General features: G+C 45.7%; 12 protein-coding genes and 1 pseudogene. 5 read left to right on the top strand and 8 right to left on the bottom strand.

Annotated features, from left to right (window positions below; all coding sequences use genetic code 11):
- Positions 1–126: 126 nt before the first annotated feature.
- The 3 genes and pseudogenes from FEM33_RS21895 to FEM33_RS21905 form a co-directional block, all read right to left on the bottom strand.
- Positions 127–744: pseudogene (locus FEM33_RS21895) on the bottom strand (response regulator transcription factor); the annotation flags it as partial.
- Positions 745–753: 9 nt separating this feature from the next.
- A complete protein-coding gene (locus tag FEM33_RS21900; RefSeq protein ID WP_139014122.1) occupies positions 754–1,914 on the bottom strand; it encodes a trans-sulfuration enzyme family protein in 1,161 nt (386 codons plus the stop codon).
- Between the two features lie 27 nt (positions 1,915–1,941).
- Entirely contained in the window at positions 1,942–2,979 is a 1,038-nt protein-coding gene (locus FEM33_RS21905) for an App1 family protein phosphatidate phosphatase (protein ID WP_139014123.1), read from the bottom strand.
- Between the two features lie 45 nt (positions 2,980–3,024).
- Here FEM33_RS21905 and FEM33_RS21910 point away from each other — a divergent pair, with 45 nt between their 5' ends.
- From FEM33_RS21910 to FEM33_RS21920, 3 genes are all read left to right on the top strand, one after another.
- Positions 3,025–3,900 carry a diacylglycerol/lipid kinase family protein gene (locus FEM33_RS21910; RefSeq protein ID WP_139014124.1) on the top strand — a complete coding sequence of 292 codons (876 nt, stop codon included), beginning with the start codon at positions 3,025–3,027 and terminating at the stop codon, positions 3,898–3,900.
- 104 nt (positions 3,901–4,004) lie between these two features.
- A complete protein-coding gene (locus tag FEM33_RS21915) occupies positions 4,005–5,156 on the top strand; it encodes an alpha/beta hydrolase family protein (protein WP_139014125.1) in 1,152 nt (383 codons plus the stop codon).
- 14 nt (positions 5,157–5,170) lie between these two features.
- On the top strand, positions 5,171–6,505 hold the full coding sequence (locus tag FEM33_RS21920; RefSeq protein ID WP_139014126.1) for a GntP family permease: 1,335 nt from the start codon (positions 5,171–5,173) through the stop codon (positions 6,503–6,505).
- 95 nt (positions 6,506–6,600) lie between these two features.
- On the opposite strand, the gene sucC is transcribed toward FEM33_RS21920, so the two are convergent.
- Positions 6,601–7,827: an ADP-forming succinate--CoA ligase subunit beta gene (gene sucC, locus FEM33_RS21925; RefSeq protein ID WP_139014127.1), complete on the bottom strand. Its 1,227-nt coding sequence runs from the start codon at positions 7,825–7,827 to the stop codon at positions 6,601–6,603.
- Positions 7,828–7,915: 88 nt separating this feature from the next.
- On the opposite strand from sucC, the gene FEM33_RS21930 reads away from it, so the two are divergent.
- The gene (locus FEM33_RS21930) at positions 7,916–8,578 is read left to right on the top strand and encodes an ABC transporter ATP-binding protein (RefSeq protein ID WP_139014128.1); all 663 of its coding nucleotides are present in this window, start codon (positions 7,916–7,918) and stop codon (positions 8,576–8,578) included.
- 210 nt (positions 8,579–8,788) lie between these two features.
- Here FEM33_RS21930 and groL read toward each other — a convergent pair whose 3' ends face one another.
- The gene (groL, locus tag FEM33_RS21935) at positions 8,789–10,420 is read right to left on the bottom strand and encodes a chaperonin GroEL (protein WP_139014129.1); all 1,632 of its coding nucleotides are present in this window, start codon (positions 10,418–10,420) and stop codon (positions 8,789–8,791) included.
- A 56-nt stretch (positions 10,421–10,476) separates the two neighbouring features.
- Entirely contained in the window at positions 10,477–10,773 is a 297-nt protein-coding gene (locus tag FEM33_RS21940; protein WP_031526862.1) for a co-chaperone GroES, read from the bottom strand.
- A 228-nt stretch (positions 10,774–11,001) separates the two neighbouring features.
- Here FEM33_RS21940 and FEM33_RS21945 point away from each other — a divergent pair, with 228 nt between their 5' ends.
- Complete coding sequence (locus FEM33_RS21945) at positions 11,002–11,709, top strand: hypothetical protein (RefSeq protein WP_139014130.1); 708 nt, start codon at positions 11,002–11,004, stop codon at positions 11,707–11,709.
- Between the two features lie 144 nt (positions 11,710–11,853).
- Here the strand turns inward: FEM33_RS21945 and secG are convergent, their stop codons facing one another.
- Positions 11,854–12,234 (bottom strand): preprotein translocase subunit SecG, encoded by a 381-nt coding sequence (secG, locus tag FEM33_RS21950; protein ID WP_139014131.1) that lies wholly within the window; start codon positions 12,232–12,234, stop codon positions 11,854–11,856.
- A 64-nt stretch (positions 12,235–12,298) separates the two neighbouring features.
- The gene (locus tag FEM33_RS21955; protein ID WP_139014132.1) at positions 12,299–12,961 is read right to left on the bottom strand and encodes a DUF8458 domain-containing protein; all 663 of its coding nucleotides are present in this window, start codon (positions 12,959–12,961) and stop codon (positions 12,299–12,301) included.
- Positions 12,962–13,013: the final 52 nt, after the last annotated feature.

A 13,013-nucleotide genomic window follows, 5' to 3' on the forward strand; every position in this document is an offset into this window, starting at 1 on the left:
CCTGTGGAAGGCAATGTTAATAAACTAAAGACTATAAAAAGGCAGATGTATGGAAGAGCAAGCTTTGAATTGCTCAGAAAAAGATTGGTACTTGCTCCTGCTTAACCACCAAAAGTGGGGAAGAACCACTTTCTTCCGGAGATAATTGATATATACTTCCACGACGTTCGTGCCGGGATCAAAATTCAGGTGCCAAACATGCTCGGCCAGATCCATTTTGGATACCACGCGGCCTCTGTGCAGCATGAAATATTCAAGCAGCGCAAATTCCTTGGCAGTAAGGTCAATGATGTTCCCGCCCCGGCTTACCTGTTTGGTGCCGAGGTTCATTTCCAGATCGGCAATTCTCAGGATTTTATCCGGCAATTCGGGATTAAGCAGTTCCGAAACCCGCAGTGCAGCATGAATACGGGCCAGCAGTTCCCGGAAATCGAACGGTTTTACAATGTAGTCGTTGGCTCCGCGGCTCAGTCCTTCCACTTTGTCTTCAATTTCGCCGTAAGCCGTCAGCATGATAATGGGCAGTGAAGGCTTGTAAGCCCTTACCTGCTCGCAAACGTCGTACCCTTTCATGCCCGGAAGATTTACGTCCAGCAGCAGCAGATCAAATTTCTTTTCCAGCGCCAGCTGTTTTCCGGTAATGCCGTCGTAAGCAATTTCAGCTTCCATGTTTTCCGACGCAAGTCCGCGAAAAATATTCTGAGCAATACGGCGGTCATCTTCTACAATCAGGATCTTTTTCATTTTTACAAATCATAAAACGGCAAGTGCCTGATCCAGATCACGGATAAGATAATCGGCATTTTCAAGACCAACATAAACGCGGGCCATACGGTGTTTTTCGATAGCCGGATCAAACAACTCCGGTGCCATGCCGGCTGCCTGCGGAAGTATTAAAGACTCGTGCCCGCCCCATGAAACAGCCACCAGAAAATGTTTCAATGAATAGGTAAACCGTTCAATCTGCTCATGCGAACCGGCTTTCAGTACAATGGTAAAAAGGCCGCAAGCGCCTGTCATCTGCTTTTTTGCCAGTGAAATCTGCGCAAAGTCGTCGTCAAAAGGAAAAATAACCCTTTCAATCTTCGGATGGTTTTTCAGAAATTCAATAACCTTCACCGTTGTTGCCGAAATATGTTCCAGCCTCAGCGGCAGCGTACGGATTCCGCGGAGAATCAGCCATGCATTAAACGGCGAAATCCCCGAACCGTTGTTCAGCAGCTGTTCATTAAAGATTTTGTTCAGCATGGCTTTGGAGCCCGTCAGCACGCCGGCAACCGTATCGCTGTGTCCGCCGAGGTATTTGGTCGCTGACTGCAGGCTCAGGTCTATGCCGAAAGCATGCGGTTTCTGGTGCAGCGGCGTGGAGTAGCTGTTGTCGATAATGGTCAGAATGCCGCGTTCCCTGGCCAGCTTTGCAACCGCTTCCAGATCCTGCAGTTCGAACGTATTCGAATTGGGCGATTCCAGATAAATGATCCGCGTTTCCGGCCTGAGTGCCTTTTCGAAATTTTCAATCCGGGTGCCGTCCACATAAGTGGTTTTTACATGGAAACGCGGTAGCATGTTGTCAAACATCCGCCATGCCCAGCTGTATGGTTTGTCCACGGAAACGATATGATCGCCTGCACCGACATTGGCAAGCACGGCGGCAAATATGGCAGAAGCGCCGCTGTTAAAAACCAGTGCATCTTCCGCGTCGTCCAGCGCAGCCAGTTTTTTGCGGAGAATTTCAATCGTCGGGTTTTTTCCGCGTGAGTAAAGGAAAGCCGAATCTTCATCTTCAAAAGCTTTCCTGATTTCTTCAAAGGAATCAAAAACAAAATTGCTCGTCTGAACGATCGGAGGCGCTACTGCATTAAAATAAAGGCTGCGGTCTTCGCCAAGTTCGTTCAGTATATGGGAAATATCCATTGGTTGTTTTAATGTAACAAAGATTGGTTACTGGTTTTCAACCGGCGGAGCAACTGCTTCCAGTATTTCCACAGGCGCTTCAAATACAAGTCCTTTTTCAAGCGAATGCATGATGGCTTTGTTGCTGTGCGCAAAATAGCACGTATCAATGCCCATATCCTGAATGTTTTTTATTAATGCAGTTGCTTCGGGTTTGCTTCTTCTGGTGGTTTGCCGAAGGTAAACTGCGCGTACTTTGTCCGGATAAGTCCTGCATATTTCCTCATAAATCTGCGGATCTTTCTGCGCATCATCGCCTAAGAGAATGAACTGAAGTTCAGGATAAAACTGGATGATATTCTGGATTTTTCTCAACTTGTGATCGTGAGAACCGGCTCCGGTCATGACAAAATCGTCCAGGCCGGACTTGATCTTTTTCAGCTTCAGAACGGCTTTGGGCAAGCCGTTGAGTTCGGCGAAGCGTACAATCATATCATACAGATTCCATTCACTGCTGGAAACGTAAAAAAAGATATTGCTTTCTTTCTGCGGATGCGTGCGGCTTGCAAACGAAAGCAGCTGATAATGCTTCACCACGTCATCAAACGGTTTGCGCGCCTGAACGTTTCTGGACAGCAGTGTAAAAAGCTTTTTGAACGAACGGCGGCTGTGCGAAATCAGGAACGTATCGTCTATATCCGAAATAATGCCGTACGACGTTTTATACGGAAGAAAAAACTCCTCCTTGCTGGAAGCATGATACTTTTTTCCGTCCACTTCATCGTCAACAGTAACTTCATACGTATGCCAGCCGCTTGCCATAGCTTCCTTGAACGGAACCTGAAAACGGAAATAACCATCTTCCTCGGCCCGCGTTTCCACCGTAAGATCGCCGATGCGCAAAACCACTTTCAGAAAAGGAAGCGTCTTGATCGAAAAAAGTTCAATGATCGTTTTTGCATATCTGAAACCGGTACGCGTGTATTTACGGTCGCCTGAAGGGTATTTTTTTACAACATGCCCGAATACGACCAGTTCTTTTTTATTCGCATAACCGCGATACAATTTTAAGTCACAACGTTTCATAACTATCTTTATCCACTTAGACTTCAAGTCCCTAATTTAGACAATATGTTTCCAGAACGAAAAGTTTTGTTGGTAGTAAATCCCATATCCGGCGATGTGGATAAGGATATTGTTTTTGAAAAAGTAATTGAAATTTCAGAAGCAGAAGGATATGACCTCCGCATTTATTCTACTACGGGTAAAAATGACATGGAAACAGTACGGGAAATGGTTGAGAATATTAATCCGGAAAGAGTACTTGTAGCGGGTGGTGACGGCACCATTTCACTGGTTGCACAGGCTATTCATGGTACTGACGTCATTATGGGAATCATTCCGGTGGGTTCTGCCAACGGACTTGCAATGGATTTTGGCGTTTCCGGTTCTGTGGCACAGGCTACGGAGGTTGCATTTGGCGGCAATTTCGTGGAAATAGATGCCGTTTCCATTAACGGTGAAATCAGCCTGCACCTGAGCGATATCGGCCTGAATGCTTTGCTGGTAAAAAATTATGAAAACAGTGACATCCGCGGCAAGCTGGGTTATGCGCGCGAAATGCTCAAAACGCTCAGCGAACATGAAAATTTCCGGGTCCAGATTAAAACGGATCAGGAAATCATTGAAACAGACGCGCTGATCGTGATTATTGCCAATGCGCAGAAATACGGAACCGGCGTTACCATAAATCCTGCAGGCGACATGTCAGACGGCTTTTTTGAACTCGTCATTGCCAAAAAACTGGACTTTATTGAAACGGCCAAAATACTGGCGGGAAATACCGATTTCAATCCGGAAATCATGCAGGTCATTTCTGTTCAGAAGGCGGAAATAAGCTGTCCGGACAAAGAAGCGCATTTTCAGATTGACGGAGAATACAAGGGTTTGGTCAGGAACCTGGAAGCGCATATCATCAGTAAATACATTAAAGTAGCAATTCCGTAAGGCTTTGTTGTTTGTATATATTTTTTTGAAAAATTGGCTGAACAAGTAGTAGCAGCGGTTTTTGTCCTTTTGTCAGAAACTTGTTTATCTTATTACTGTTCAAGATGAAGACGATTTCTCTGTTGCTGATCCATACTTTTTGCCTGGCCGCAGCGGCTTTCGGGCAGCAAGCCGAATTATGTCAGGGCGCTTATTTTACTGAAGCGCAAGGAAAAGAATTTCTGGAAAAACATGCGGTTTCATCCAGACTGGAATGGGAAACGCGGGCAGCAAAAATAAGAAAGCAGATCCGCGAAGGCATGGATCTGCAGAGTTTGCCTGCAAAACCAGCTTCTGCTCCGATCATACACAGCAAAAAGGAAATGGACGGCTACACAATCGAGAATGTCGCTTTTGAAAGCATGCCGGGCGTTTATGTCACAGGAAATTTGTATAAACCTTCCAAAAAACAAAAATCTTATGCCGGGATTCTATGTCCGCACGGCCACGGTGAGAACCCGCACGGAAGGTTCCGGGAACAGACTCAGAAACGCTGCGCAACGCTGGCCAGAATGGGCGCCGTTGTTTTTGTCTGGGATATGGTCGGGCAAGGCGATTCGCGCCAGTGTGAGCACAAAATGCCGAAAGCATTGAAATTACAGACGATCAACAGCATCCGTTCACTGGACTTTTTACTTTCGGTTCCCGGCGTTGATCCGGAAAGAATTGCTGTTACCGGCGAGTCGGGCGGAGGAACGCAGACCTTTCTGCTGACAGCATTGGACGATCGTATAAAGATATCAGTACCGGTGGTGATGGTTTCTGCGTATTTCTTTGGCGGCTGTGTTTGCGAAAGCGGCATGCCGATTCATAAAAACGGAGACTTTCAGACCAATAATGTAGAAATCGCCGCACTTGCTGCGCCAAAGCCCATGATCATGATTTCGGACGGCGGCGACTGGACCAAAAATACGCCGGAAGTGGAGTTTCCTTTTATTCAGAAAATTTACGGTTTGTATGGGAAAAAGGATATGCTGGAGAGTTTGCACCTTGCAGATGAACAGCATGATTTCGGCCCTTCCAAAAGAAAAGCGATGTACGCGTTCATGGCAAAACATGCCGGATTAGACCTGAAAGCAGTAACGGACGCTCAGGGAAACATAAATGAAGCGCCTTCAAAAGTACTGGAAATAAAAGATCTGGAAGTTTTTAATGCTGCACATCCACGCCCGGCAAATGCGGTGATCGGAGATGAGGCGATACTTGGGCTGTTGTAGCAAAACCGGAATCCATGATTATTCTAATTGTTCTGGCTGCTGTTGTCTTTATTGTACTCAGTTCCACGGTTCTGAAAATGCATCCGCTGACCGGATTGCTTCTGGCTGCCCTGGGCGTAGGTATTTTTGCCGGCCTGCCGATTGACAAACTGGCCGAAACCATTGGCAAAGGCTTTGGTGAACTGATGTCCAAAATTGGTCTGATGGTGATTCTGGGCTGTGTGATCGGTGCCATTCTGGACAAATCCGGAGCTGCGATCAAGGTGGCCGACGTTATTTTAAAACTGTTCGGGGAAAAAAGGCCTGCGCTTGCCATGTCCGTGATCGGCGGGATTGTCGGGATTCCGGTGTTTTGTGATTCCGGTTTTATAATCCTTCACAAGCTGAACCAGATCGTAGCCAAGAGAACCGGAAAGCCATTGGGAACCATTGCTTTGTCGCTTTCCGGCGGACTTTTTGCGACGCATACGCTGGTACCGCCAACACCCGGGCCGCTTTCGGCAGCAGGAAACCTTGGCATTGCCGATTCCGTCGGACTTGTAATTCTGATCGGTCTTGTTGTATCCGTTCTCAGTCTTTTTCTTTCCACGTGGTTTGCCGGAAAATATGCCCGCCATGTTGAAATAGCTGAAAGTTCAGCAGTTGAGGAACCGGTTATCATTCCCGAACGGCAGCTTCCTTCCGCCTTGAAATCCTTTATGCCCATTCTGCTGCCCATTGTTTTGATTACGCTTGCATCTTTTGCAAGAATCCTGAACTTTCCTGAAGTATGGATAAAATGGCTGGGATTTTTTGGCAGTCCCCTGGTTTCGTTTCTTCTGGCTATATTTTTCAGTTATTCATTATTTCCGGAACATCCGGCAGAAAAAATGACAGCCTGTTTTAAAAGCGGTATTGAGCATTGCGGTACCACGCTGGTTCTGGTAGGAGCGGGGGGCGCTTTCGGAGCGATACTGAAAGAAACGAGCCTGAAGGAAATGGTCAGTTTGTGGCTGATCAACAATGAAATGTCCGGAAGCTATTTGCTGCTGATTGCTTTCGTCATTGCCGCTTTTTTCAAAACAGCGCAGGGATCAACGACTTCTTCCATGGTTTTGACGACAAGCATTCTGGCACCGCTACTCGGAACACTGGGATTTGTAACGCCGGTACAGATTACATTAATTGTCATGGCCGTTGGCAGTGGTGCCATGATTGTTTCGCACACCAACGACGCATGGTTCTGGGTTGTGTCGCAGTTTACTGGAATTTCAACCAGAGATACTTACCGCACGCACACCATCCTGACCGGTTTGCAGGGACTTGCAAGTTTTGCCGTAACGATGATGCTATGGTTTCTGCTAAGCTGATTTTACTTGATTGAAAAGCAAAAAATCAGCCTGAGCAAACGGACTGCTCAGGCTGACAAAGCTGATTTATATTAATCTGGTCTGGCTTCAGGACATTATGAAAGTCCCAGATCTGCCAAAACTTCTGAAACTTTCGCAGCTGCTTCCTTGAATTCAATAGCAGAATAAACTTTAAGTCCGGATTCGTTGATGATACGGGCACCTTCCTCAGCATTTGTACCCTGCAGACGAACGATAATCGGAACAGGAATTTCGCCGATTGCCTTATATGCTTCCACAACACCCGCAGCAACACGGTCGCATCGAACGATACCGCCAAAAATGTTGATCAGGATTGCCTTTACATTAGGATCTTTCAGAATGATACGGAAACCGGCTTCCACCGTACGTGCGTTGGCACCGCCTCCAACATCCAGGAAGTTGGCAGGCTCACCGCCAGAAAGCTTGATAAGGTCCATGGTTGCCATGGCAAGCCCGGCACCGTTCACCATACAGCCTACGTTTCCGTCCAGCTTTACATAGTTCAGGTTATTGGCTCCGGCTTCTACTTCCAGAGGATCTTCTTCGTTGGTATCGCGCATTTCTGCAAGTTCGGGATGACGGTACAATGCGTTATCATCCAGATCCACTTTTGCATCAACGGCAAGGATTTTATTGTCAGATGTTTTTAAAACCGGGTTGATTTCAAACATGGACGAATCGCTTTCGACGTAAGCCTTGTAAAGGGAAGTGATGAATTTCACCATTTCCTTGAAAGCGTCGCCTTCCAGACCCAAAGCAAAAGCTACTTTACGCGCCTGAAAAGGCTGTAAGCCCACTTTCGGGTCAATCCACTCCTTCATGATTTTTTCCGGCGTGTGCTCGGCCACTTCTTCAATGTCCATACCGCCTTCTGTACTCGCCATAATCACGTTACAGTTTCTGGCACGGTCCAGCAGAATGGAAAGGTAATATTCTTTCGGCTCGCTCGGACCCGGATAGTATACGTCTTCTGCAATAAGGACTTTGTTTACGCGCTTTCCGTCTGCGCCGGTCTGATGCGTAACCAGTACTTTGCCCAGAATGTTATTGGATATTGTACGTACATCTTCAACCGATTTTGCAAGGGCAACGCCACGTTGTTCTGTTCCGACAATCCGGCCTTTTCCACGTCCGCCGGCATGGATCTGTGATTTTACAACATACCATTTGGTACCAGTCTGCTGGCTAAGCTCACGTGCAACTTCTACCGCCTTGTCCGGCGTGTCGGCTACGAGTCCTTCCTGAATACGCACACCGTATTTTTTTAGGACGCTTTTGCCTTGATATTCGTGAATATTCATGAGTATAAAAGTAAATTGGTATTTTCACGGCAAATTAAGGAATTATTCAAAACGGGCGTAGGTTTCCGTCCAATTATCTTTTCGGATCATGAATTTACTTCGGGCGCATGGGATCAGGCGTACATACGGGTCTTTACAAGTATTGAAAGGCATTGATCTGGAAGTTGAAAAAGGTGAAGTTGTGGCCATTGTAGGCGCTTCCGGAGCAGGAAAAAGTACTTTTCTTCATATACTCGGCACGCTGGACAGGCCGGAAGAAGGACAGGTTTTTATTGAAGATACAAATGTTTTTACACAGAAAGACAAAGACCTTGCCCGGTTCAGAAATGAAAAAATCGGGTTTATATTCCAGTTCCATAATCTGCTTGCCGAATTTACAGCTTTGGAAAATGCATGCATGCCCGGCTATATCAACGGTTATATGAAGGAAGCGGACATTCTGAAAAGAGGGAAGGAGCTCCTGGAAATGCTCGGGCTTTCGGGAAGAGCGGATCATTTGCCGTCACAGCTTTCCGGCGGTGAACAGCAGCGTGTTGCCGTTGCAAGGGCTTTGCTGAACAAGCCGTCGATTGTACTGGCGGATGAGCCCAGCGGAAACCTAGACTCCCATAACGCACTGGAACTGCATCAGCTTTTCTTTAAACTGAGAGATGAATTCGGGCAGACTTTCATAATTGTTACGCACAATGAAGACCTTGCCGAAATGGCCGACAGGCGGCTTGTCATGCAGGATGGGCTGATGCTGGGATAAAATGAAAAATATTTTTTACTTCATGTGTGACCTGAGTAAACTTCTGCGTCTAAACAATGAAGTTTTTCATAACGTTGAGTAAAGCAAATAGCCGCCCGGATTTTCTGAGCGGCTATTTTTTATAATAATGATTTGATATTCAGTATAAGTTCAAAAGCCGTCCGGAGTTCCGGACGGCTTTTGAACTATATAAAATGGAAAGAGCAATTATTACATCATTCCACCCATTCCGCCGCCGTGTCCGTGACCGGCAGGAGCTGCATTTTCTTCAGGCTCGTCAGCAATTACGCATTCTGTTGTTAACAGAAGACCTGCAATAGATGCTGCGTTTTCAAGCGCCAGACGGGATACTTTCTTAGGGTCAATGATACCAGCTTCCAGAAGGTCTGTGTATACATTGTCTTTTGCGTTGTAACCGTAAGCACCTGCTCCTTCTTTTACTTTCTGAACAACTACGGATGGTTCCTGACCAGAGTTGGAAACGATTGTTCTCAACGGAGCTTCCAGTGCAACACGGATGATGTTGATACCGGTTTTTTCGTCTTCGTTTGAGCCTTCAACACCGTCAAGAGCAGCAGTAGCGCGGATGTAAGCAACACCACCACCTGCTACGATACCTTCTTCAACAGCAGCGCGGGTTGCATGCAATGCATCATCCACACGGTCTTTTTTCTCTTTCATTTCAACCTCCGTTGCTGCACCGATGTAAAGGATTGCAACACCGCCAGACAATTTGGCAAGGCGTTCCTGAAGTTTCTCACGATCGTAGTCAGAAGTTGTATTTTCGATCTGCGATTTGATCTGGTTAACGCGGCCGCTGATTTCTTCAGGAGATCCGCTACCGTTTACAATCGTCGTGTTATCCTTGTCGATAATCACTTTTTCAGCAGTTCCAAGGTACTCCAGCGTAGCATTTTCCAGTTTGTATCCTTGCTCTTCGCTGATTACTGTTCCGCCAGTTACTTTGGCGATATCTTCCAGCATGGCTTTACGACGGTCACCGAAACCTGGCGCTTTAACAGCCGCTACTTTCAATGCACCACGGATTTTGTTCACTACCAATGTAGCAAGTGCTTCTCCGTCAACATCTTCTGCAAGAATAAGCAAAGGACGGCCAGTCTGAGCAACTGCTTCCAGTACAGGAAGAAGCTCTTTCATAGAAGAAACTTTTTTCTCAGAGATCAGGATGTATGGACGTTCCAGTTCTGCTTCCATTTTCTCTGTATTGGTAACGAAGTATGGAGAAAGGTATCCACGGTCAAACTGCATACCTTCTACAGTTTTAACTTCTGTTTCGGTACCGCGTGCTTCTTCCACAGTAATTACGCCTTCTTTACCTACTTTTTCCATTGCCTCAGCAATCATCTGGCCGATTTCCTCATCGTGGTTGGCCGAGATCGTTGCAACCTGTGCAATTTCTTTTGAAGTAGAGATATTTTTTTTCTGCGATTCAAGGTCTTTAACGATGATGTTAACCGCCTTGTCAATTCCGCGTTTCAGATCCATCGGGTTTGCACCGGCTGCTACGTTTTTAACACCGATCGAGTAGATAGCCTGAGCAAGAACAGTTGCAGTTGTAGTACCGTCACCCGCTGAATCAGCCGTTTTGGAAGCTACTTCTTTAACCAGCTGAGCACCCATGTTTTCGATAGGGTCTTTCAGTTCAATTTCTTTTGCTACGGTAACACCGTCTTTTGTGATGCTTGGAGAACCGAATTTCTTGTCGATTACAACGTTACGGCCACGAGGCCCCAATGTAACCTTAACGGCGTCAGCCAATGTGTCCACACCGCGTTTTACCTTGTCGCGTGCTTCGGTATCAAAAAATATTTTCTTAGACATAACAATTAATGATTTGAATTAACTTTAAGAGAAACTATGAATTAAGATCAGACAGATTAGCCGATTATTGCATAAATGTCTGACTCACGCATGATCAGGATATCTTTTCCTTCGTATGCTAATTCAGTACCTGAATATTTACCGTACAAAACGGTATCACCTACTTTTACTGTAAGCGGCTCATCTTTTTTACCGGGACCAACGGCTACCACGGTTCCACGCTGAGGCTTTTCCTTTGCAGTATCAGGGATAATGATACCAAATGCTGTTTTTTCTTCGGCTGGGGCTGGTTCTACAAGAACACGATCAGCCAGAGGTTGTACGTTCACTTGTATTTCTGCTAAAGTTGACATAAATATTAAACGTTTGTTTTTTGATTGTCAGTAATTGATTTGACTGATTAGAGCTAAGCACAATCTGTGCCAGCAGATTCTTTCTGACATTTTTTCCGGCAAGTGTGACAAATTTGTATCTAAACCTGCCGTTATATAATTATAAAAGCTTTTGCATGACAGTAAAGCAAATAATTGTTTTCGGCTTTGAAAATGCTTAAATTATACCGGCACCAAACCTGAATTCTTATGACACACCTGCAGAAAAACTGGTTAACGGAAGGAACTTTTGATTTTGAGTACAAGAAATATACCTTGCTCGCTTACCTGCAGCATATTGATAACCAGTTTAAAATGAACCGGCTGCATCCGCACTTGCCGGATCTGGAATTACACCGCAATGCATGTCTGGCCATTCGGAGTAACAAAAGTCAGATCAGAACTTCGTTTCCCAAAAACCTGACAGGCATCAATCCCAGAACCTGGACGCTGGAGTATGAAGAGCTGCATCAGGACGATCCGTATCTGGAGGAGCTGAATTATATTCTGGATTTTTCCATTCCCCGTCTTACCAGATCGCTTGAATCCGGAACCGAGCGGTTCAGTGAAGTAAAGGAAAATATACAGATTTCGCCGGTCGGAATTGTGCCTTTACGGCTGGAAGAAGGCTATCTGCTGTTTTTGCATACCTTTCAGCCGATGGTCAGTGTGTTTGCCTATCAGCTGGCTTTGTACAATGAAATGAAGGAAAGGTATCTCAAAACTACTTTTCTGGAAACAGTCCGTGTTGGCATCGGAAACACGGTATCGCAGATCAAAGTGGATCTTACCAGAAAAAACAGGTCACTTCCGAATCCCGCCACTTATGTCGTGGAATCCAAATACGATTATCCTTTGCATGAGGCATTGCTGCCAGTTGCCAAAAAACTGATGCTGAAGGAAATGAATATTGCCTGAAAGTATTTTACTGAATTGTCTTATACTAAAAAAGCGTCTCCAACGAATTGCAGACGCTTTTTTTAGTGTAACATACATTTAAATCCGGCCCGGAGCCAATCGCTAAAAGCCAATGGCTAACAGCTGCTTAAACGCTTTCAATATTTATTTTGCACTGTCAGCAGGAGCTGCTGCAGGTGCAGCCGGCGTAGTTGCTGCGCCGCCCGGAGCAGGTGCCGGTGCAATGTTTCCACCCGGAATAACGGTGTTTTGGGCTTTTTCTACGTTAACGCTGTTAATGCCGCCACCTTGATTGCCGCCGCCGACAATGACATAAGACGCAAGTGAAATGAAGATAACAGCGCCTGCCAGTCCCCACGTGATTTGTTCCAGCAAATCCGTGGTTTTCTTTACACCAAACATCTGTGTAGTTCCTGCGCCGCTAAATTCGCTTGAAAGTCCTCCGCCTTTTGAATTTTGGACCAGCACCACCAGAATCAACAATACTGCGACAATCGCAACCAGAATAATCAAACCCAAATACATGCCTTAGAATAATATAGAATGAATGAATGTGAGAGTTAACGCGTTTGACAACCTTTGAATCTGGTTACTTTACATCCGAATAAAGCTCACTTAATTTTTTCGCAAAGTAATTGCTTTTTTCCGGTTTTTTCAAGATCAATTTTTGATAGAGATCAATTGCTTTCTCAATTTTGCCCTGACGCAGCAGAATTTTTGCAAAAGCTTCGGTTTCAATGCTTCCCGAACCCGATTCCGCCACTCTTCCGCTCAGATCGATGGATACTGCTTCCAGGTTATTTTCCTGACGAATGATCCTCGGGTTTTTCTTCATAAAACCCTCGATGATCTGCTGCTGCTTTTTCTGCTCCTCTGATTTCTGCTGCTGTGCCGGAACAATTTCCTCTGTAACAAGCTCGGTAAGAACAACTTCATTATTATGTTCGGCAAGCGGCTTTTCCAGCGCTTCAATGGCTTCTTCTATATTTACAGTAGCATCGTAACGCTCCGTATTGCTTTCGACCAGTTGCTGCAGGGCAATGCGGCTCAGCGCATAAGCCGCAGCACGCGGGCGTGTTTCTTCCAGTTTTTCAGTTCCTGCCAGGCTGGATGCCTTGGCCAGCAAAGAATAGGAAATCTGGCAGTAAGGAAATGCCTTGATCGTAGCTTCCAACTGCGGAATGATGTCTGCATTGATTCCGCTCGGACGTTTTACCAATTGGCTGAATGCTTCTTTTTCAATAATGGCCATGACTTGCTTTTGTTATTTTTACCGGAACCGGGGATTGAAATTAGATAAAAAT

This window comes from Dyadobacter flavalbus (genome assembly GCF_006149045.1).
GTDB lineage: Bacteria > Bacteroidota > Bacteroidia > Cytophagales > Spirosomataceae > Dyadobacter > Dyadobacter flavalbus.

Excerpts from the sequence above, each read along its gene's own strand:
- FEM33_RS21900 (WP_139014122.1), bottom strand. The coding sequence starts at position 1,914 with ATGGATATTTCCCATATACTGAACGAACTTGGCGAAGACCGCAGCCTT.
- FEM33_RS21905 (WP_139014123.1), bottom strand. The coding sequence starts at position 2,979 with ATGAAACGTTGTGACTTAAAATTGTATCGCGGTTATGCGAATAAAAAA.
- FEM33_RS21910 (WP_139014124.1), top strand. The coding sequence starts at position 3,025 with ATGTTTCCAGAACGAAAAGTTTTGTTGGTAGTAAATCCCATATCCGGC.
- FEM33_RS21915 (WP_139014125.1), top strand. The coding sequence starts at position 4,005 with ATGAAGACGATTTCTCTGTTGCTGATCCATACTTTTTGCCTGGCCGCA.
- FEM33_RS21920 (WP_139014126.1), top strand. The coding sequence starts at position 5,171 with ATGATTATTCTAATTGTTCTGGCTGCTGTTGTCTTTATTGTACTCAGT.
- sucC (WP_139014127.1), bottom strand. The coding sequence starts at position 7,827 with ATGAATATTCACGAATATCAAGGCAAAAGCGTCCTAAAAAAATACGGT.
- FEM33_RS21930 (WP_139014128.1), top strand. The coding sequence starts at position 7,916 with ATGAATTTACTTCGGGCGCATGGGATCAGGCGTACATACGGGTCTTTA.
- groL (WP_139014129.1), bottom strand. The coding sequence starts at position 10,420 with ATGTCTAAGAAAATATTTTTTGATACCGAAGCACGCGACAAGGTAAAA.
- FEM33_RS21940 (WP_031526862.1), bottom strand. The coding sequence starts at position 10,773 with ATGTCAACTTTAGCAGAAATACAAGTGAACGTACAACCTCTGGCTGAT.
- FEM33_RS21945 (WP_139014130.1), top strand. The coding sequence starts at position 11,002 with ATGACACACCTGCAGAAAAACTGGTTAACGGAAGGAACTTTTGATTTT.
- secG (WP_139014131.1), bottom strand. The coding sequence starts at position 12,234 with ATGTATTTGGGTTTGATTATTCTGGTTGCGATTGTCGCAGTATTGTTG.
- FEM33_RS21955 (WP_139014132.1), bottom strand. The coding sequence starts at position 12,961 with ATGGCCATTATTGAAAAAGAAGCATTCAGCCAATTGGTAAAACGTCCG.